Here is a 19701-nt window from a genome sequence, read left to right as displayed (position 1 = left end):
GATTGGTGCAATCGCGGATTCTTCCCGGTGCAAATGATATTGGACAGGTCCCTGTCGAGATTGAAGGCATGTCCTACAGCGACGCAAATAAACGCCAAGGCAAATTGCCCTGACGTTCATTCGTTATGCCGGCGGCTTCAAGCGCTCGCTTCGCCATACGCTGCCATGCGCTACAGCACCCTGCCTAGATCAGTTCAACCGCAAATGCCTCGTACGGCCTTAGCTCCAGCTGCGTGAAGTCTGCCTCTCCGCGGTCGTAGTTCCCGATGATGACCGACTGGCTGCGTCCCAGATGCGGCACGCTCGCCGAGATCTCCGTGCCTCCGAAGTTGGCCGCGACCGCCCATGTACGCCCCTCATGACGGCGCAGGTAGAGGAACAGCTGCTCCGGAACGTCCTCGATCAGCTCGTAGTCGCCCCAGACGACGATCGGATTGGCCTTGCGGATGGCGATCAGCCGCTTGTACGTATGGAAGATCGAGTCCGGGTCCGCCAGCTCGGCGGCGGCGTTGATCGTCGCGTAGTTGGGATTCGTCCGAAGCCACGGCGTGCCCGTCGTGAACCCGCCATGAGGCGTATCGTCCCACTGCATCGGCGTGCGCGCGTTGTCCCGTCCCTTGGCATTGATGGAAGCGATGATGTCCTCGCGGGCATAGCCCCAGCCGAGCCGCTCATGATACATGTTGATCGTCTCGATGTCGTTCGCTTCGGCGATGTCCGCGATCGGACAGTTGGTCATGCCCAGCTCCTCGCCCTGATAGATGTACGGCGTTCCCTTCATCAGATGCAGCACAATCGCGAACATTTTGGCGCTCGGCACCCGCAGCGCGCCGTCGTCGCCCCAGCGGGACACGATGCGCGGCAGATCGTGATTGTTCCAGAACAGGCTGTTCCAGCCCTGATCGCCGAGCTCGGTCTGCCATTTGCTCAAGATGCGCTTGAGCTCGCCGATCGGCAGCGGCTTCAGATCCCACTTGTCCCTGCCTTCCTGCTGATCGAGCTGGATATGCTCGAACTGGAACACCATCGACAGCTCCTTGCGCGCCGGATCCGAATACAGCTTCGCGATCTCGGGCGTCGCGCCCCAGGTCTCCCCGACCGTCATGACGTCGTACCGGCCGAACGTCTCGCGGTGCATATCCTGCAAGTATTCATGAAGTTTCGGGCCATTGCCCGTAATCTCCTGGTCCGGAATTTTGCCGACCAGATCGATGACGTCCATCCGGAAGCCGCCCACGCCCTTTTCCAGCCAGAAGTTCATCAGGTCCCATACTTCCTGCCGCACCTTCGGATTCTCCCAGTTCAGATCGGGCTGCCGCTTGCTGAACAGGTGGAGAAAATATTGGCTCGTCTGCTCGTCATACTTCCAGGCGGAGCCGCTGAACGTCGACCGCAGGCCGTTCGGCTCGCCGCCGCCCGGCGCCGGGTCCCGCCAGATATAGTAGTCGCGGTATTCGTTGTCCCGGCTCTTGCGGGATTCGATGAACCATGGATGCTCGTCGGACGTATGATTGACGACCAGATCCATCACGATCTTGATGCCGCGCGCATCCGCCTCGCGAATCAGCTCGTCCATGTCGGCCATCGTGCCGAACTCGTCCATAATGTCGCGGTAGTCGCTGATGTCGTAGCCGTTGTCGTCGTTCGGCGACTTGTACACGGGGCTCAGCCAGATCGCCCCGATGCCCAGCTCCTGCAAGTAGTCCAAACGCTTGATAATGCCTTGCAGATCGCCAATGCCGTCGCCGTCGGTATCCTGGAAGCTGCGGGGATAGATTTGATAGACGACTGTCGTTTTCCACCATTTGTCGGACATGAGAACCGCTCCTTTAATCAATAAAATTAAAACCGCGACTTCAGTTAAATCTTGGATAGCGGCAGCGTCGCGCGCACAGTCGTTCCTTCTCCGGGAACGCTGTCGACAGTCAGCCCGTATGGCTCGCCATACCGCATGCGGAGTCGATTGTGAACATTGACGAGACCGATGCCTCTGCGCAGCGCCCACTCGTCCGGGTTCTCCAACTGGAGCGCGCCGCCGTTCGCAAGGCGACCTCGCAGCTCAGCGAGCTTGTCGGCCCCGATGCCGACGCCGTCGTCGCTGACGACCAGCGCCAACACGCCTTCTTCCGCGAGCGCGGCTACCCGGATCGTCGTGGGCTCGCGTCTCGCCTCGCAGCCGTGCACGACGGCATTCTCCACGATAGGCTGCAGCAGAACGGCAGGGATTGCCTGCTCCAGCAAGGGGCTATCGACCTGGATGATCGACTGCAGCCGATCGCCGAACCGGCTTCTTTGTATGCTCAGGTAGGCTTCGAGCAATTCCAGCTCCCTCCGCAGCGGTACCGTCTGGTCGGCGGCGGCAAAACCGCGCAAAATAAGGCTCAGCTTTTCCAGATTGTCCGTCGCCTGCTCCGTACGTCCCATCTGTATGAGGGCGCCGATCGTGTGAAGCGTATTGTAAATGAAGTGCGGCCGGATCTGGCTCAAGAGCGCATGGATTTGCGCCTCCTTCTGCAGATAGCGCGTCTCGAACACCTCCTTCGTCAGCCGCGTATTCTCCTGCATCATCTCCTCGATGCGATCGAGCATCGTATTGAACGAGGCGCCGATGTAGCCGATCTCGTCCTCCGTCCTCGCATCCGCGAAGCGCAGCGACAATTGGCCGAGCTTGACTTGCTTCATCAGTCCGACTAACCGCATCAGCGGCCGGAGGAAGCCGCGCATGAGCCAGTAAAGCACGACGCATGCCAGCAGCGAGCAAAAAGCGGCGATGAGTATGGTAAAGTTGCGCGTAATCGTCGCGCTCTTGTTCATCTCCCGCACAGAGCCGACCGAGATGACGGTCCAATCCGCCCGCTGGATCTGCGAAGTCGCTACGAGATATTCCGCGCCGCTCTCCTTCAAGTGGAACCGGCTCGCCCGGCTGTTCAAGGCAGCCGATACGATCGTGGATTCCGCTTGCCCGCGCAAGCTCGAATAGATCACGTTGCCGCCGCGATCGGCGATAACAAGGCCGCCGCGTTCGCCCAGATCGACTTTGTCGGCCAGACTCGCAATGCCCGAATAATTGGCGTCTACCTTAATGACCGCCAGCGGCCTGGTCGTGTCGCGCAGGCTCCGCAGCTGCTTGACGATGGAAAAAATTTTGATGCCGGGGTTCGACTTGATCGACTTGTTCGCGGAAAGGAAGGCAGGCTTCTGCGTCTCCAACGCCTCGCGGTACCAGGCTTCGTCGCGGAAGTTCGGTTCAAGCGGTTCAATCAGCGCAGCTCTCCCGTTCATATACACGTCCGCCGCCGTAATGATATACACCTGGAGGATATCAAGCCGCGGCGTGACGATCATCTGGCCCAGGAAATCTTCGATCTGCCGCTCTCGCATGAGCCGTCCAAGATCGGTATCGGGGGGGCGGTTCGTCAAGCAATTGCAGAACCTGCAGGTTATTATAGGGCGACAGCGATAGACGGAAGAGATCGTCGATATAGTTGTCGATATTGAGCGACAACTGATCGAGCGTCTGTTGGGTGCGTTCGTTGGATTGCCGTTGAAAATCGCGCGTGTACCGGTCATACGACAGAAACGAAACGAGCGAGACGGTAAAGAGGAACAATAAAATAGTCGTACCGACGAGCTTGAGCTTCAGGCTTTGCCGTTTGAGCCGTTCCCGCAGATTCCGCGCCATTCTGCCCGATCGCCCGGCCAAGCCCGCATACCCGACGGGATGACGCGATTTCTTGGCGGCTCGCTGCAATAATTCAGGCGCTTCCCGCTCTTCCTTGCCCACGCTCGCCCTCACCTCCGCATTATTCTGCTTGGTCATATTCGCCGGGCGTGACGCCATAGTGCTTTTTGAATACATAGCTGAAGTGCTTCACGTTGACGTAGCCGGTACGCTCGGCGACCTCGAAGATTTTCATCTCCGGGCGAGCGGACAGCAGACGGGCGGCATTGTCCATGCGGACGCGCGTCATATATTTGATGTAGGGTGTGCCCGCATGCTTGTGGAAGATCGTGCTGATATGCTGCTGCGACGCGCCGAACTTGTCGGACAGCAGGGCGAGCGAGATCGGCTCGGCATAGTTCGCGTCGATATAGGCGCGAATATCCAGGACCAGCTGCCGTTCGCCGGCTTCAGTGGAGGGGCGCGGCTCCGGGGCGGCTCCGGAGGGCGCCGCCAGCGTAGCCAAAGCCGCCCTGTATACGTCCGTCAGCGCCGCCGCCGGCCACAAGGCTGCGTCGTCTGCCGGGAGGGTATGGCTCAGCATATTCCAAGCCGCCGCCCACGGCACGGGGCGACGCCTCGCGGCGGACAGCCGCTGCAGCTCTCCGAGCAGCGCGGCGCCGAGCCCGTAGGCGCGAACGGCATCCAGTCTCCGGCCGTCCGGCAACAGCGCGGCGAGCGCCTGCCATCCGTGGGCGTCCCGGCGTTCGCCATGCGCATCCGTCAGCTCGGACGCCGCCGACTGCACGAGCGCGCCGAATGCTTCGGCAGCGGCGGCGTCCACGTATGCATACAGCTTATCCCCGCCCTCCAGAAATCTGCGGCAGGTCGCCGCATAGGCTTCTGCATACGCGGTATCCAATTGCTGGACATCCTCGACCAACGAGCTGACGCCGCCCGTCAGCGTCAAGCCTGTCGTATCGAGCATCGCTTTCCTTGCTTGCCCGAATAGCGCTTCGGCATCGTCCGACAGTCTCTCGGGATCGGTGCCGGACAGCAGGACAGCCGTCCGCTCGCGGTCGTCGAACAGCGTCCAGTTCAACGCCCGCGTCTGCGCCAGCTCCGTCGCGATCTGGTTTAGAATCTAATAAAACAACGATGTCTCCTGCGGCGCGACGCCTTTGTCGCGCAGCGAGCTGTCGTCTATGACGAGCAGCAGGAGCAGGCCCTCGCCTTCGAACAGCGGGATCTTCATTCGATAGGCAAGCGGGAACAGCGAACCGACCTCCGCCTGAGCGCCTGCGATGAGCGCCTGGAGCAGTCTGCGTCCGACCTGCATGCGACCTTCTTCGGATAGCGATTGAAGTCCGCGAAGCGCCAGCGCTTCGCTGCGTTCGCGCTCCAACTCCTCCGCCAGTCCCGCGAACAGCAACCGTACGGACTCTCGCGCTGGCGGCTTCAACAGATATTGTTCGGCTTTGTAGATCAGCGCTTCACGCACGTATTCGAATTCTTCATGGCCCGTTAGGATCACTCTGCGCATGTTGGAATAACGCTCGTAGGCAATCCGGCATAAAGCAAGCCCGTTCATCCCCGGCATCTTGATATCGGTCACAAGCACGTCCGCCTCGTGCCCTTCCAGCCAAGCGAGCGCTTCTTCGCCGTCGGCGGCCTCGCCCGCCACGACAAAGCGGGGATCAAGTCCCGGGATCAGCGCGCGCAGGTATTCCCGTTGAATGGATTCGTCGTCTACGATCAATACAGTATACATCGTGTCGCGTGGCTCCTTCCCGAGGAATGCCGGTACATTGCATTATAGCAAAGCTGCGGGCTCCGCAGGATACGGCGGAAAAAATCGACCCTTCAAAAGAAAAAAACGGAATATCGTAAAACCGAAAGGCAGACTATTCTTAAAGCACGGCAACGGGCACGACGGGCCGCAGGTGCGGCGAGCTAGCCGCCTGCCTCCATTGTTACGATTGCACGGGGCCGCAAAGGTTAAATCGAATACAGGGGTGAATGGCATGAACAAAAAATGGTGGTCCGTCGCAGGCATCGCGGTCATGGCAGCGGGACTGCTCGCCGGCTGCGGCGGCAACAACGAAAACAATGGCACTACGGCAGCTTCCTCCTCCGAGCCGAGTTCAAGCGCATCGTCGTCCGAAAACGAAAAGGCAGTCAAGCTCACCCTGCTGAACGGCACAGTAGAAGCAGTAGATTGGCTGAACGAGCAGATCCAGGCTTTCCACGCGCAGCACGGCAACATAACGATCGAACAAGAATTCCAGAAGAGCGCGTCCGATGTGCTCAAGGTCAAGATCGCGTCGGGAGATACGCCCGATATCGTGGCGCTGGCGCAGGTTCCGCAGGAATTTTACGACCAGAACCTGTTCTACGACTTCTCCGGGGATACCGCGATTTGGGACAGACTGACCAATCCCGCGATCAAGCAGAGCGTAGCGGATACGAACCGGACCGACAAGCAATTCTATCTTCCGATGACCGTCACCTATACGGGTCTCTACTACAACAAAGACATCATCGCGGAGCTCGGCATCCAGCAGCCCAAGACTTGGGCGGCGTTCACCGCGGCGCTCCAAACCGTCAAGGAAAAGAAAAGCGATGCGACCCCCCTGTATCTGGGCGGCAAAGATTCCTGGACGCTCGGTCAGCTCGCCCAATACTTGCCGCTCGGCAGCATCCAGCAGAAGCTGGGCATCGAGGAAGCCCACAAAGCCTTCATCGCCAATGACGCTTCGAAGCTGGGTCTGGATCAGTCCGGCGGCGGCGTCGAGACGTTCGCCAAGGCGATTATGGACATGAAAAAGTCCGGCCTTATCAACAAAAACGGCGCATCCGCCTCCTACGACAACCAGCTCGACGCCATCGCGAACGGCAAAGCCGCATTCGTCGTACAGGGCATGTGGGCGCTCGGGGACATTTTGAAAAAAAATCCGGACGCAAAGCTCGGCTTCTGGCCGATCCCCGGACTGCTCGCGGACGACAAGCCTTACATGATCGGCAGTCCGGACGGCGCGATCTCGGTATCCGAGCAATCGCCGAACAAGGAAGCCGCGCTGCAATTCGTCGCGTTTCTCATGAGCGCCGACGTACAGAAGTCCTACTCCCTGCTGCGCAACTCGCCTAGCGTCTACAAGGACGCCTCCGCCGACTGGTCCGCGCTAAGCCAAGACATCGAAGCAAGCACGCAGACCGCGTTCGTCGCCTCGCGCTGGCCGTGGACGCCGAGCGGCTATAACTCCGACGCCATCGGCCGCTCCGTCCAAGAGCTGCTCGTCGACGCTTACAAGACGCCGGCCGACTTCGCCAAGATGTTCAAGGACAACTGGGATAAAGGCTACAGCGCGCCCGCTCAATAAAAGAATCAGATTTGGCTCGTCAGGCAGGTCAGGCGCCGCTCGCGGTCCGGCCTGCCTGACGGCATTCGAGGTGAATTCGCATGACTAGTCTCTTTCGCGGAGCGAGCCGGCGGCTGCATCTGTTCATGGCCGTGCCGGCTCTCCTCTTGTTCGCGGTCTTCTTCGTCATTCCGCTTGTGCAGGGCATCCGAATCAGTCTGACCGACTGGAACGGCTTGACGCCCGGCTATCGCTTTATCGGTTTTCGCAACTTCGTCGACTTCTTCTATGACGACAGAGCGATCCACGCGCTGCGCGTCACGCTTACGTTCGGTCTGATCAGTCCGCTGCTGCTCTGCGCGGCAGGGCTGCTGTACGCGCTGCTGCTGGACAACAAGCTCGTCGGCAAAGGCTTCGTACGTACATTCGTCTATATGCCCGCGATCATCAGTCCGCTCATCATGGGTTACGTCTGGCTTGCTGCTGCTGAATTCGGAAAACGGGGCGTTGCTTCAAGTGCTCGACATGCTGAATCTGTCCTCCTGGTACCGGGACTGGCTCGGTTCCCCGAATCAGGCGCTGCGCGTCATTATCGGCGTGAACCTGTGGCAGTTCGTCGGTTATGCGATGATCATCTATCTGGCAGGCCTGCAAGGCATCTCGCCGGAGGTGAACGAGGCGGCCAAGATCGACGGCGCCGGGTATTGGAAGACGGTTCGCTATATTACGCTGCCGCTGCTGCTGCCTGCGATCCGCATCAATGTCATCACCAATCTGATCGGCTCGCTTGCCGTGTTCGACGTCATCTCCGCGCTCACCGACGGCGGTCCCGGATACGCGACAGAGTCGATGAGCATCTTCATCATGCGCAATTCATTCAACGGGCACACCGGTTATGCGACCGCCGTAGCCGTCATCCTGTTCGCCGTTATCCTGATTCCCGTCTCCGTCGCGCTATGGCTGATGAATCGGGCCGATCACGAAGCTTAGGAGGGGGACCATGCGCAAAATTATCCTTTACGCCATCCTGGCGTTCGTGGCCATCGTCTCTCTGGTACCGTTTTATATGCTTGTCTATACGGCGCTCATGCCCGCTTCCGTCAACATGGCGGACAGCCGCCTGCTCTTGAAGGCAATTGAATGGCGCAACCTGCAGCATGCTTGGGAGCAATCGAAGCTGGGACATGCGATGCTGAATTCGGTCGTCATCATGGCCGGAAGCGTGCTGTTGTCCGTCTTCGCGTCGGCAGGAGCGGGCTATGTGTTCGCTCGCGTGAATACCTGGTACAATCGCGCCTTCTTCGCCATGCTGCTGTTCAGCATGATGATCCCGGGCATCATCAACACCGTGCCGCTTTACGGGCTGATGAAGTCGATCGGCGGCATCAATACCCTCTGGGCGATGATCCTGCTCATCGCGACCGGCTTCATCCCGCAGTCCGTATTCCTGTACACCCAATTTATCCGCTCGCTGTCCAAGGAGATCGAGGAGTCTGCCGTCATCGATGGCTGCACGCCCTTCACGGCATTCTGGCGCATCTCGTTCCCGCTGCTGCTGCCGATCACCTCGACGCTCGTCATTCTGAACGCGATCGGCGCGTGGAACAACTATGCCCAATCGGTCTTCTTCCTGCAGAGCCAGGATAAACAAACGGTGCCCCTCGCGATCGGCCGGTTCGTCCAGACCTACGGCGCGGACTACACGCAGATGGCGGCCGCGTCGCTGATCGGCATGCTGCCCGCCGTCGCCGTCTACTTCGTATTCCAACGCTATTTCGTCAAGGGCATCTCGGCCGGCGCCGTCAAGGGCTGATCGTCGCAGTACCGTCGACTTACAAGGGAGAGACAAGGACATGATTAGAGATATTTATCCGCTGCAGGCCCAGTTCCGAAGCGGCGCCCCGGTGCGCATCGCTGTCGATCTTAGCATAGCTTCGCCTGGCGTGCGGCTGGACATCGCCGTGAGCCGGCTGGACCGTATTGTTCTAGAATTATCCAGGGACCTTGCGCTGAATAGGAACGGCGAAACTTCGAACACAGTCACGGCCGGCGCGAACATCGAAGAAGTCGTAGATCCCGAATCCGGCATCCGCACGCTGACGCTCGAGTTGGGCGCCTTCGAGGCGACGTTTGACGGATTCGGCGTGGATGCCGATCTGCTGGACGCGAACGGCGCTCTGCTGGATACGGCATCCACCGCGTTCGATGTCGTCGACGATTGGCGCAGATCGACGCGTTACGGCTTTCTCAGCGACTTCGACGACGCCGACCGCGGCGACGCGGAGGATGTGAAGTGGCTGAACAAGCTGCATATCAATCTCGTGCAGTTCTACGATTGGATGTACAAGCACGACGATCTCGTTTCCGAGACCAACGCATATACCGATCTGATGGGCCGAACGCTGTGTCTGGACGTCGTGCGGGAGAAGACCGCGCTCTGTCATCGGTACGGGATGAAGGCTTACGCCTACGGCGCTGTATATGCGGCGAGCAAGCCGTTCGCGGCCGAGCATCCGGATTGGGCCCTCTATCAGAGCGACGGAGAGCCGTACGACTTCATCGGCCTATTCACCATTATGAATATCGAAGCCTCCAGTCCCTGGCACGATCATATCATCGAGCAATATCGGCGCGCGGTTGCGGAGGTCGGATTCGACGGCATCCATATGGACACGTACGGCTTCCCGAAGACAGGGATATCTAGTTATGGCGGCGAATCCCGCATCGTGAGGCTCGAGGAGCACTTCCCTCAGCTCATCGACGATACGAAGGCAGCGCTGTCCAAGGTGCATGCCGACGTCGGACTTATCTTCAACAATGTCGGCAATTGGCCCGTAGGACCGGTCGCGGCGGCGGACCAGGAGGCGGTCTATGTCGAGGTGTGGAAGCCGTACGAGCGCTATCATCACATCCGGCAGATCATTCGGGAGGCTCAGTCGGCCGGCGGAGGCAAGCCGGTCATACTGGCGGCTTACCTGGCGCCATTCCGCACGGAAGCGAATCCGGCGCGCGCGCATTGGGGCGGACTGCTGTTGACGTCGATCATAGCCGCGCACGGCGCCTACCACCTGCTGGCCGGCGAGTCGCAGGCGCTGTTAACGCAGGCTTATTACGCAGACTACAGTCCGGCCGGGCCCCGCTTCGCGACTGCGCTCAGGCAATACTATGACTTCCAGATTCGCTATGCGAACCTGCTGTACGATGCGTCGCTCCGCGACGTCTCCATGACGCATGCCGACGGCGATAATATGGAGTATGTATTCGACGGGCCGAACTACAGCACTTATGGCGAAGCCGACAAAGTTTGGACGATCATCAGAGAGAACGAACACTGCAAGACGATCAGCTTCATCAACTTGACCGGTCAGTCGGAGGACTATTGGAACGAAGGCAAAGAACAGCCTTCCACCCTTTCCAACATCGTCGTACGCATCCTCCTCGACCGCGAGCCGTCCGGCGTATTCTCCGCATCTCCGGACGAACGATCGGGCAGGCCGCAGACGCTGGAATACCGCCTGACAAGCAGCTTGCGCGGGCTGACGCTTGAAGTCGATCTGCCCGAACTGAACGTATGGAGCGTGCTTTGTATTACATGCTGACCAGCAAAAAAGGAGCCATCCGCATGGCTCCTCTTCTTATAATTCGAACGATGCCGAAACCTACTTAGCCTTTCGGAGTTGGTGTAAAAAAGTCGCGGTTGAAGGGCGTTTAACCCGTCTCGAGTTTCCCATCCAGCGTATAACTTTCGCCTCCGATCGCGTCGAACGCGATTTCCCCCTCGTTGCCGCGGACGACGGAAACCGCTTCTCCGCGGCAGGTAACCCGGAGCGGGCCATTTTCCCGAAAGACCTTCAATCGGCAACGACGATCGTAGCGGAATCGAAATTCCGCCGAGACGATTCGATGGTTCCGCCAAATCAAGTCGATCTCCACGCCTTCGCGACCGCGCAGTCCGTTGACGCTGCCCTCCGGCCATTCTTCCGGCAATGCCGGCAATAATCGGATTAGCCCCTGACGATCCTGAACGAGCATTTCCGCGATAGCCGCCACCCAGCCGATGCTGGATTCGATCTGGAATAGCTTCCGGCCTCCGAACCAGCTCAAGCTGTTGCCGCGCGGTCTCCAATCGCATAATGACATGAGTAGATTATCCATGACATGATTCCTGATCGTAAAATCCAGTTGCTTGTAAGCTTCCCTGCCGTCGTATAAGCGGGCGAACATCTGCGCGTCCCATACGCCGGAGAATGAAAGCGAGCTTCCTTGACCAAACCGGAGCCTCTCGAGAAGCGCCATGCGCGCAGCTTCGAAATGCTCAGGCGTTTGTTCAAGACTGATCCGGTTGCCGGGGCACAAGCCGATCAGATGGGAACGATGGCGATGACCGGGATCGGCCGGTTCGTGATCGTCGAGCCATTCCGCCATCACTCCGTTCCTGCGCACGGGTAGAGGGACCTTCTCGCGTATTTCCCGCCATTTCCCTCTTTCCGTTTCATCTCCGCCCAATAAGGCGGATGCTTCGATCGCGCAGCCGAACATTTCGCGTATAAGCTCCAGATCGATCGTCGAAGGACTGCTGAGCATGCTCCAGTTGGTTCTTCCTTTAATCGCCATCTCGGGAGAACCGCTGGGGCACGGAACGAGTCTCCCCCTGGTCGTCCGGCGTCAGGAAATCTTCATAGAATCGGACAATCTTGCAAAGAAATGGATACAATCGATCCCGAAGAAACGTCTCGTTTCTCTCATATTCCCAATGCTCCCACAAAACTTGGGCGACCCATGCGGCCGAGCCGGTCCAGCAGTACGACATATTGTCGCAATTCCCGATGTTCTTGTAATCCGCGCTGGCGTTGTACACGATCCCTTCGCAGCCGTATAAGTCCTTCGCCGCTCGCTCCCCTTGCGGCATCAACCGGATCGCCCAGTCCATCAGCGGCTCGAACCATTCTCCCAAGTTCACCGCATGCAAAGGCCAATAGCACATCTGCAAATTCAAATCCAGATGAAGGTCGCAATCCCACGCCGGGCGCCGATCTTGATTCCATATCCCTTGCAGATTAATCGGCGACTTCGGAGCGCTTCCGGTCGGCTGGGGACGCCCGCTGGCAACGGCGAGGTAGCGCCCGACGTGAAACAGCTGTTCGAACATCGAAGGGGCGATCGTATCCGCCTCGCGGGCTTCGCGCATGCGTTCATCAGTCGGCAGCGAATCGTTCGGCGCGGTGAGCTGAAGTCCGACGCGTCCGTAATATTGCCGATGATCGCGGATATGCGCCTGCAGCAGCGAAGGAAAATCCGACGGCACCCGGTCCAGGAGGCCGAGGGAACATCTCAACGGATCATCCGACTCGTTATCCGTGGCGATCGCGAGGATAAGAACCACTTCGTCCGCGGAATCGAAGCAAGTAGATGCACCCGCGAGCCCTTCCCCCCAAGGTCTCCGTCATCTCCTCGTCCCGGAAGACGAACTCGATCCCCTTCACGTTCTTCTTGGAAGGTTCGGCCCCCCTCCGGTTGCCGATACTCCCGGTTTCCGTTCGTCAACCGACCTCCCCGTTGCAGGACGCGGACGGCCGCTGCGAACCGTTTGCCTTCCTCGAACTTGCCGGTCAGCCGAACTTCACCCAGCTTCGATTGCCCCGTCACGACGCATTCGGGGTCAAGCAAGCGGGATAAAGACACTTCCCCGCACAAGCTCCCCGCCCTGTCCGAGGACAAGCGAACGACAACGACTCCGGTTTTCCAATCGCAGAAGTACGTCCTGCGGTATTCAATCCCGCCCGCCTGATAAACGATCTCCGCGATGCCTTTCTCCATATCCAAGCTTCTTCGGTAGCTTTCGATCTCTCCATCGCCCCGGTGGAACATGCGAATGCCTAGATCGCAGGCGGGCACATATGAATTGACGTACAAGCCTTCCCCCGTCAAGTGCACCCGTTGCAGCATGAGCTCGCTGGCTTCGTCCCACTTGCCTTTCGCGCAAAGCGCTCTGATTTCCGCCAAGTTTTCAGCTGCGTCGCGGCTCTTGTATGTCCAATATTCTCGCCACAGCAAATCGTGATTGAGGCCGATGCGCTCCATTTCGGGAGATCCCGGAATCATCGCTCCCAATCGGCCGTTGCCGATAGGATAGCATTCGGCCCATTCCTTCGCGGGATGATTCGACCACAGCAAATGAGCGTCGGTTGTTTCGCGCGCCGATTCCATCATCAATACCCGCGGATTTCGATTTCGTCCAGGAACATCCAATCTTTATTGCCTCCTTATCGATAAAGCCCGCGCGGTGTTACGAATAAAACCGCGCCAATTCCTCGCTTCGAAGCCCCGCGATGAGTCCCGACGCGATCTCCGCGACCGTCCAGCCGGTTTCTACGGCCCAGGGGCCCCACCCGGCATCGGCAGCAAGGCCGTATACTTCCATGAGATCGACGTCCAGGGCTCTTGTCCATGTTCCTTCAATCATCCCGTCGCCGCTGCGAATTTGCGCCGATACGAAAAACTTGGCGATATCTGTCCAAAGCTCTTGAAAATAAGAATCTTTCGTAACCAGGTACGCTTGAGCAAATCCCATCGGCAGCCAGTTCAGCGAATACAGCATATCGACCACGGGGTCGCCGTTCTTCGCGAGCAGGGAGCTCTCCGCCCCCTCTTTGATTTCCGCCGCATAGCCGGTGTCCCATTCCAGATAACCGCCGGAAGGATGCTTGAATCGGGTCAAGTCGCCCGCGGCGCGATAGAGCCAGCCCTCGTGCTTCTTGTCTCCGGTGACCCAATATAACCAGGACAGCGGAAGGATCAGCCGACAAATTTCCTGCGTTTCGCTATGCTCGCGGATCGTATGGGGATAAGCGGCCATCATCGTTTCCATGCCGCGGACGCCGACCTCTTTGAATTCCTCTATGCCGGTCACCTTATAGGCCAACAACAACGCTCCAAGATAGTAGGCGTTATAATGCGCGCTCGGATAACGCGCCGGCCCGGATGCCAGTTCTCTCATTTTTTCTTCCGTCAAGGCGCCGTTGTCCGTTCGCCAGACTCGCGTGCCGTCCGTGCCTGTGCTGCGCAGCAGAAACCGCAGCGCCTCGATGCATTCCTCCGCGTAATCGGTTCGACCGGCGTACAGGTTTTTTAAAAGCTGAGGAATCAACACCCTGGCGGCGTCATCCTGATAACACGTTCCCCAGCCGGTTTGAGTCCATCTCAGCATGCCCTTGAGATGCCCTTCCTCTTTTGCATTGGAAAGCGTCGAAGCATAAGGACAAGAGATTGTCCGAAATTTCGAGACTCCGCCGATCACCGCATCTTGCGTAATTCATATAGAATGCCAAGGCGGTTTCCGCGGAGCAATCGTTTCTGACGCCGGCAAGAACCCTTTGCTTGCCGGCCGGATCGATCTCCGTCGCCAGGCCTTCCTTCACGCCGTCTTTTCCGTCATTGATCAACATATCCGCGTTTTCGTACCACGCGACCGAGCGTTCGACGCAGGCATGAACCTGCGCGTCGAAAGGAAGAGCTTCGTCGAACGGGATCAAGCGATAGGCAGGTTCGAGCACGCCGACATCGAACGTCTCGCCGCAGTTCCATTCCAGGATGAATTTCACGATCGTTTGCCACTTGCCGGCGGGAGAAAACCGCGCTTTCACGAAGTTCGAGATTCTAAAATTGCAGACCAGCAGGTTGTCGGGAAGCTCGAACCATAAAGCCAAATCGGAAAAATCCAAAGGCTGCTCGTTAGCGAGATCGACGTTGCTATGAGCTCTCGTCCGAATATAGCGAAGAATCGCTTTTTTTGGGCTGTCCCGTAAAATCGTAGGGCTTGATTCTCGCATTGCACTGGTCGTCGAGCAGGTCGCCTCGCGGGAGCGAGCCGAAGCCGGCCCCTCCTTCCTCCGCGCAGAACGCCAGTTTCTCGAACCGGGTCGATTCGGGGGAACCGCAGTAAATATCGCCGATGCTTTGGCAATACTCGCTGAACACTCTTTTTCCAGAACGGATGAACGCTTCGACTTTGACCCGCTCCCTCGGGCCGAACACGATTGGCTGTTCTTGACCGCCCCCCAGGATCATCAAGGAAGAATAGTCATCGAGCGCGTATTGTCCGACGTCCTCAGGCGCGATCCATTGGAAGGAAACGGACGCCCGCCGGAGGATTTTCAGAAAATCGCTTTCTCCGTTCGCGATGATTCCGATCGTTTTTTCTCTCATTAGTATGTTGTCCCCTTATCCGGCCTCTGCCTGCTGGCTTACATCTTAATACCGCCCGCGGCAATTCCCGAAGTGATACGTTTTTGGACGAAAATATAAAATAACAGCGTGGGCAGCAGCACCATCGTCAAACCCGCGAACAGCGCTCCCCAGTCGGTCTGATATTTTTGCACGGCGAACAAGTTGTTAAGACCGATCGGAACCGTCATTAAAGTCTCCTCCGATAGGAACGTATACGCGTACAGAAATTCGTTCCACAGGCCGAGAAAGACGAATACGGCCACCGTCACGACGGCCGGAGTCGACAACGGAAGGATGATTCTGAACAGAATGCCGTACCGCGACGCGCCGTCGATGAACGCCGCTTCCTCGTACTCTCTTGAAATCTGGCTCACGAAGCCGCTGAGCACGAATACAGAGAACGAAATATTGATCGCAACATATACGACGATGATGCCCAGCCGCGTATTGATCAACTGCAGGTCGTTCATCATCAAAAACAGCGGCACTAAGCCGACGATTCCCGGCAAAAAGAAAGTAGAAATGTACAGGGCCTTCAACGATCTCGTGTAGGCGTTGACGAACCGGGTAATGGCGTACGCAGAAGTCAGACTGATCAGCAACGTGACGGTCAACGCAATGGCGGAAACGAATATGGAGTTAAAAAAAGTAGCTTCCCAGATTCGCCTGCACCCAGGCATTAGTATAATTTTCAAAATGAAGCTGCTTGGGCAAGAGAACCGGATTCTCCATAAATTCGCGGGACGTCTTAAAGGAACTGTAAATCAGCCATAAAAACGGAAAGACGACCGTCGCCGAGAATCCGATCAGGATGAGCCTTACGGCAAAGCTCGCTGCTCCACGGGGCCTAGATGTTTCGTTCATGGCATTCACCTCCCGTCAGAATTCGACGGATTCCTTTCTGGTCAGCCTGTTCGCGATAAGAGCCAGCGAGATCCCAATGAGGAAGACCACGATTCCGATCGCAGTGGCGTAACCCATGTTGAAGTTTTTGAAGGCCTGATGGTACAAATAATTGACTAGCGTCTCGGAAGCCCAGTTCGGTCCCCCCGTTCGTCATGATTTGCACGTATACGAAGCTTCCGTAAAATACGCCGGAAATGAGCAGCACGATCGCGATGCGAACGACCCCCCCACAGCAGAGGCAGCGTTAACGAGAAAAACTGCCGGACTTGCCCCGCCCCGTCGATCGCGGACGCCTCGTAATATTGCTGCGGAATGCTCTCGATTCCCGCAATAAACAGAATCAAGTAGAAGCCCAGACCCGCCCAGACGATCGTGACCGCGACGGAATACAAGGCCGTCTCGGCCGTTCCCAGCCATACGATATCGGCCAGACGGGTCCAGCCGAGCCAGTCGAACAGCGACTTCAGAATGCCCATCGTCGGATGGTAAATGAAAGACCATAAAATCGACGTGACGACGACCGACAGCACGTTCGGAAAGAAGATGACGGTCCGGTAGAACATTCTTTCCTTCAATTTAAACCGGGTCAGCAGCACCGCCAAAAACAATGCCAATACGACGGTCGCCGCGGGAACGACCAGCATGATGACGAAGCTGTTCTGCAGCGAGCGCCAGAAAACATCGTCGTGGAACATCGTTCGGAAATTGTCGAATCCGATAAATACTTCCGTTCCCTTCGCCATGCCGCTCCAACGATAGAACGCCATCGTGAAGGCGCGGAGAATGGGATACAGGAAAAAGACGAGGAATAGGAGCAACGCGGGCGCCGTGCATATGGCCAAGAATAGAAATCGTCCCTTTTCCTTCACTTTCTCACCTCGCATGGTTTGAGCCGAAATTATGATAAAGACCTCCCGGAAAGGGATTGCGCCGGAAGGTCTTTGAGGTTTTTTACTTTGCCGCCGCTTCGATTTCCTTTCTTACCGTGGCCATCGACTTCTCGATGGACGCGCTCCATTCGTCGACCGTCATCTTCTTGTTCATGACCGAGGTAAGCGGGTTGAAGATGGCTTCCGACACGTTGACGGACAGCGGAGGTGTCACCTTCCAAGTCGTCATAACAGGCTTCGCGCCTTGATCGAAGACGCCGAGCGCTTCGTACATGGCAGGGGACACGTACGATTTCGACAATTCCACGACGCCTTTGACCGCCGCAAGTTCGCCCGTCTTCTGCACGTTCAGAATGATGTTATCCTCGTTGAACTGATACTTAAGGAACGCTTTGGCGAGCTCGGGATTTTTGCCGTTTTTGGGAATGAGGTAGTAGCCGTTGCTGGCGACCGCATAGGAAGGATCCCCGGCGAACGTTGGCGGCGCCATGAAGCCGAACGAAAAGCCCTCCGCTGGAATGGCGTCTTTCATTTCGTTCTCGAACCACGTGCCGTTCGGGATAAACAACGCTTTGCCGTTCAAAAATTCCGTTTGGGCTTGTGTATGATTAAGCGCGACCGTGCCTTTCATCAGATCGTCCTTCTGGGCGATTCGATAAAAGATATCCAGCACTTCTTTTACTTTCGGATCCGCCCATGCGCCCTCTTCGTAATTGAAGATTTTTTTCAGCGCGTCGGTGCCGGCGTGGCTTGCGATCATCGGCCAGAGGATCATTTCGTTGTAGCTCGGATATGCGCCCTGGTAGGTATAAAGCGACGCGCCGACTTCCTTCGCCGAGTCGGACATCGCGAAGAACTCGTCCCACGTCTTCGGTTTCGCCCAGCCTTTGGCGTCGAACAGCGTCTTGTTGTACCAAAGCCCCTGGACGTTGAAGCCCGTCGGTGCGTACAGGATTTTCCCGTCGCCAAGAGGCATGCTGGCATCGAGAAATCCGTCGAGCACTTTGTCCTTCAACGGTCCCGACTTGTCCAACGCTTCGCCGTCGAATACGTCGTTGAGCTCCAGAAGCTGGCCGTCGGCCGCAAACGTCTCCACGAACGGCGTCGCGATGAAATCCGGCGCATTGCCCGAAAGGAATTGCGTCTTGATATAATCCCGGAATACGTCGCCTTTTTTCGTTTCCAGGTTTATTTTAACGCCAGGATAATCGGCTTCGAATTTCTTGACGACTTCTTCCCAGTATGCCGTTCCGAAACCGCCGTCGAACGCGGCGACATTTAAGGTCGTGTTCTCGAAGGTCGGCTTGCCGTCGGAATCGCTTGCGCTCCCGCTGGGCGCTGCGGTCGAGGAAGCCGAAGCGCTCTCCGACGAACTTGCTTGGGGGCTATTCTCGTTTTTGGAACAAGCGGACAATACCGAAGCGGAAAGCAGGATAAGCATCAAAGCCGAAGACATCGTTCTTTTCATTTCTAAACCCTCCCGTTTATGATTGTTTATTTATTTCAAGGAGCGAAGAGCCTCCTTAGAAAATGCGAGAAAGCCATCGTACGTCCGATTGGAGGCGTCATCCATAATCAGATCAATTAATAATAAAATTATCCGCCTCAAAAATCGTTAACGATTCCTTGTATCCTGCATTCCATTGCTTCTTTATTATAGTGGAGTCAACCTCCTTTATCAATGATTAAAATAAATTTTTCCTTTATTTTTGCGGATCCAATAGTAGCTTGGCAGCGCCGATGACGCCCGCTGCATTTCCAAGCACGGCTTTACGGATCGCTACTCCCGCGCCCCGATTGTAAGCGCTTAAGGAAAACTTCTTCACGTATCCCCGAATCGGCTCGAACAAGGCGTCTCCCTGAGCCGTAATCGCTCCCCCCCGACAATAATGGAGGAAGGATTAAAGACGTGAATTAAATTAGCCAATCCCACGGCGATATTGCGGGCATATTCATCGACTACGGACATTGCGGCAGGATCGCCGTTCCGGAGATCCTCGAACAGTTCCTCCGCGGTGCTGGCTTGGACTCCTTTCGTTACCATGAGCCGTCTAAGCGCGGTAACCGATGCATACTGCTCCCAACAACCTCTTTGTCCGCAAGTGCAGGCTTCTCCTTCGATCACGACTCTTTGATGGCCCAGCGCCCCCGCGAAGCCCTCCCTACCTCGGTAAATGCGCCGGTCGTGCACGATGCTTCCGCCCACCCCGGTTCCTAAAGTGATCATAATAAAGTGCTCCGCGTCTTTCCCGGCTCCCAGCCACATCTCTCCCGCCGCCATAGCGTTCGCGTCGTTATCGACCCTTACAGGAACCTGAAGGCGGCTTTCCATCTCTTCCTTCAGCCGCGTCCCGCTCCAGCCGGGCAGATTTCCCGTCGCTTCCGCGACGGTGCCGTTTAAGTCGACGAAGCCGGCCGTTCCGATTCCCGTTCCCGCAAGCTCAAAGTCCCATTCGTCCGCAGTACCTTTCAAGTCGTTCGCGATGGCCCCGATTTGGCCAAGCAACGCCTCTCTTCCGGATATCGCCAACGTAGGAGCCGTGCATTGATACAACACTTTTCCGTCGTCCCGCACGATGCCCGCCTTGAGTTGAGTTCCTCCGATATCCATGCCGATCGCGCAGCGTTTCCCCATAGACCGATTCTCCTCGTTATCACG

19 protein-coding genes and 1 pseudogene are annotated in these 19701 nt (G+C 57.4%); 4 read left to right on the top strand and 16 right to left on the bottom strand.

The window, feature by feature from the left end; translation table 11 throughout:
* Nucleotides 1-184: 184 nt before the first annotated feature.
* The 5 genes from OMP40_RS11145 to OMP40_RS11125 are packed head-to-tail and all read right to left on the bottom strand — an operon-like array spanning nt 185 to nt 5432.
* Nucleotides 185-1816 carry a glycoside hydrolase family 13 protein gene (locus tag OMP40_RS11145; RefSeq protein ID WP_277531336.1) on the bottom strand — a complete coding sequence of 544 codons (1632 nt, stop codon included), beginning with the start codon at nt 1814-1816 and terminating at the stop codon, nt 185-187.
* Nucleotides 1817-1860: 44 nt separating this feature from the next.
* Complete coding sequence (locus tag OMP40_RS11140) at nt 1861-3420, bottom strand: sensor histidine kinase (RefSeq protein ID WP_277531335.1); 1560 nt, start codon at nt 3418-3420, stop codon at nt 1861-1863.
* Entirely contained in the window at nt 3323-3820 is a 498-nt protein-coding gene (locus tag OMP40_RS11135) for a hypothetical protein (RefSeq protein WP_277531333.1), read from the bottom strand. Before OMP40_RS11135 ends, OMP40_RS11140 begins: the two co-directional genes overlap by 98 nt.
* The gene (locus tag OMP40_RS11130; protein ID WP_277531332.1) at nt 3804-4763 is read right to left on the bottom strand and encodes a helix-turn-helix transcriptional regulator; all 960 of its coding nucleotides are present in this window, start codon (nt 4761-4763) and stop codon (nt 3804-3806) included. The genes OMP40_RS11135 and OMP40_RS11130 overlap by 17 nt, the downstream gene beginning before the upstream one ends.
* Nucleotides 4764-4805: 42 nt before the next feature.
* The gene (locus OMP40_RS11125) at nt 4806-5432 is read right to left on the bottom strand and encodes a response regulator (protein WP_277531331.1); all 627 of its coding nucleotides are present in this window, start codon (nt 5430-5432) and stop codon (nt 4806-4808) included.
* Between the two features lie 253 nt (nt 5433-5685).
* On the opposite strand from OMP40_RS11125, the gene OMP40_RS11120 reads away from it, so the two are divergent.
* The 4 genes from OMP40_RS11120 (at nt 5686) to OMP40_RS11105 (ending at nt 10619) form a co-directional block, all read left to right on the top strand.
* Nucleotides 5686-7041: an ABC transporter substrate-binding protein gene (locus OMP40_RS11120; protein ID WP_277531328.1), complete on the top strand. Its 1356-nt coding sequence runs from the start codon at nt 5686-5688 to the stop codon at nt 7039-7041.
* Between the two features lie 456 nt (nt 7042-7497).
* Nucleotides 7498-8010, top strand: a complete 513-nt coding sequence (locus OMP40_RS11115; protein WP_277531327.1) for a carbohydrate ABC transporter permease — start codon at nt 7498-7500, stop codon at nt 8008-8010.
* 10 nt (nt 8011-8020) lie between these two features.
* Nucleotides 8021-8833, top strand: a complete 813-nt coding sequence (locus OMP40_RS11110; protein ID WP_277531325.1) for a carbohydrate ABC transporter permease — start codon at nt 8021-8023, stop codon at nt 8831-8833.
* Between the two features lie 40 nt (nt 8834-8873).
* Nucleotides 8874-10619 carry a glycoside hydrolase family 66 protein gene (locus tag OMP40_RS11105; RefSeq protein WP_277531323.1) on the top strand — a complete coding sequence of 582 codons (1746 nt, stop codon included), beginning with the start codon at nt 8874-8876 and terminating at the stop codon, nt 10617-10619.
* A 109-nt stretch (nt 10620-10728) separates the two neighbouring features.
* Here the strand turns inward: OMP40_RS11105 and OMP40_RS41480 are convergent, their stop codons facing one another.
* The 11 genes and pseudogenes from OMP40_RS41480 to OMP40_RS11050 form a co-directional block, all read right to left on the bottom strand.
* Complete coding sequence (locus tag OMP40_RS41480; protein WP_420871961.1) at nt 10729-11052, bottom strand: glycoside hydrolase family 95-like protein; 324 nt, start codon at nt 11050-11052, stop codon at nt 10729-10731.
* Nucleotides 11053-11106: 54 nt separating this feature from the next.
* Nucleotides 11107-12325, bottom strand: a pseudogene (locus OMP40_RS41475) (glycosyl hydrolase family 95 catalytic domain-containing protein); the annotation flags it as partial.
* Between the two features lie 26 nt (nt 12326-12351).
* Entirely contained in the window at nt 12352-13227 is an 876-nt protein-coding gene (locus OMP40_RS11090) for a glycoside hydrolase family 95 protein (protein WP_277533111.1), read from the bottom strand.
* 79 nt (nt 13228-13306) lie between these two features.
* Nucleotides 13307-14227 carry a hypothetical protein gene (locus tag OMP40_RS11085; RefSeq protein ID WP_277531317.1) on the bottom strand — a complete coding sequence of 307 codons (921 nt, stop codon included), beginning with the start codon at nt 14225-14227 and terminating at the stop codon, nt 13307-13309.
* Nucleotides 14181-14726, bottom strand: coding sequence for a hypothetical protein (locus OMP40_RS11080; protein WP_277531315.1), 546 nt, complete (start codon nt 14724-14726; stop codon nt 14181-14183). The genes OMP40_RS11085 and OMP40_RS11080 overlap by 47 nt, the downstream gene beginning before the upstream one ends.
* Before the next feature lie 43 nt (nt 14727-14769).
* A complete protein-coding gene (locus tag OMP40_RS11075) occupies nt 14770-15225 on the bottom strand; it encodes a hypothetical protein (RefSeq protein WP_277531313.1) in 456 nt (151 codons plus the stop codon).
* A gap of 38 nt (nt 15226-15263) precedes the next feature.
* Nucleotides 15264-15848, bottom strand: a complete 585-nt coding sequence (locus OMP40_RS11070) for a carbohydrate ABC transporter permease (RefSeq protein WP_277531311.1) — start codon at nt 15846-15848, stop codon at nt 15264-15266.
* 37 nt (nt 15849-15885) lie between these two features.
* A complete protein-coding gene (locus tag OMP40_RS11065; protein WP_277531309.1) occupies nt 15886-16110 on the bottom strand; it encodes an ABC transporter permease family protein in 225 nt (74 codons plus the stop codon).
* 155 nt (nt 16111-16265) lie between these two features.
* Nucleotides 16266-16994: a carbohydrate ABC transporter permease gene (locus tag OMP40_RS11060; RefSeq protein WP_277531306.1), complete on the bottom strand. Its 729-nt coding sequence runs from the start codon at nt 16992-16994 to the stop codon at nt 16266-16268.
* 109 nt (nt 16995-17103) lie between these two features.
* The gene (locus OMP40_RS11055; protein ID WP_277531304.1) at nt 17104-18510 is read right to left on the bottom strand and encodes a carbohydrate ABC transporter substrate-binding protein; all 1407 of its coding nucleotides are present in this window, start codon (nt 18508-18510) and stop codon (nt 17104-17106) included.
* Nucleotides 18511-18864: 354 nt separating this feature from the next.
* Nucleotides 18865-19677 carry an ROK family protein gene (locus tag OMP40_RS11050; protein WP_277531302.1) on the bottom strand — a complete coding sequence of 271 codons (813 nt, stop codon included), beginning with the start codon at nt 19675-19677 and terminating at the stop codon, nt 18865-18867.
* Between the last annotated feature and the right edge of the window lie 24 nt (nt 19678-19701).

The organism is Cohnella rhizosphaerae (assembly GCF_029525575.1).
In the GTDB taxonomy this organism is placed as follows: Bacteria; Bacillota; Bacilli; order Paenibacillales; family Paenibacillaceae; genus Cohnella; species Cohnella rhizosphaerae.
This window is presented reverse-complemented; position numbering and strand designations above follow the sequence as displayed.

Excerpts from the sequence above, each read along its gene's own strand:
- OMP40_RS11120 (WP_277531328.1), top strand. The coding sequence starts at position 5,686 with ATGAACAAAAAATGGTGGTCCGTCGCAGGCATCGCGGTCATGGCAGCG.
- OMP40_RS11125 (WP_277531331.1), bottom strand. The coding sequence starts at position 5,432 with ATGTATACTGTATTGATCGTAGACGACGAATCCATTCAACGGGAATAC.
- OMP40_RS41480 (WP_420871961.1), bottom strand. The coding sequence starts at position 11,052 with ATGCTCGTTCAGGATCGTCAGGGGCTAATCCGATTATTGCCGGCATTG.
- OMP40_RS11085 (WP_277531317.1), bottom strand. The coding sequence starts at position 14,227 with ATGCTGAGATGGACTCAAACCGGCTGGGGAACGTGTTATCAGGATGAC.
- OMP40_RS11055 (WP_277531304.1), bottom strand. The coding sequence starts at position 18,510 with ATGAAAAGAACGATGTCTTCGGCTTTGATGCTTATCCTGCTTTCCGCT.
- OMP40_RS11075 (WP_277531313.1), bottom strand. The coding sequence starts at position 15,225 with ATGAGAGAAAAAACGATCGGAATCATCGCGAACGGAGAAAGCGATTTT.
- OMP40_RS11110 (WP_277531325.1), top strand. The coding sequence starts at position 8,021 with ATGCGCAAAATTATCCTTTACGCCATCCTGGCGTTCGTGGCCATCGTC.
- OMP40_RS11135 (WP_277531333.1), bottom strand. The coding sequence starts at position 3,820 with ATGACCAAGCAGAATAATGCGGAGGTGAGGGCGAGCGTGGGCAAGGAA.
- OMP40_RS11090 (WP_277533111.1), bottom strand. The coding sequence starts at position 13,227 with ATGGAATCGGCGCGCGAAACAACCGACGCTCATTTGCTGTGGTCGAAT.
- OMP40_RS11105 (WP_277531323.1), top strand. The coding sequence starts at position 8,874 with ATGATTAGAGATATTTATCCGCTGCAGGCCCAGTTCCGAAGCGGCGCC.
- OMP40_RS11065 (WP_277531309.1), bottom strand. The coding sequence starts at position 16,110 with ATGAACGAAACATCTAGGCCCCGTGGAGCAGCGAGCTTTGCCGTAAGG.
- OMP40_RS11145 (WP_277531336.1), bottom strand. The coding sequence starts at position 1,816 with ATGTCCGACAAATGGTGGAAAACGACAGTCGTCTATCAAATCTATCCC.
- OMP40_RS11050 (WP_277531302.1), bottom strand. The coding sequence starts at position 19,677 with ATGGGGAAACGCTGCGCGATCGGCATGGATATCGGAGGAACTCAACTC.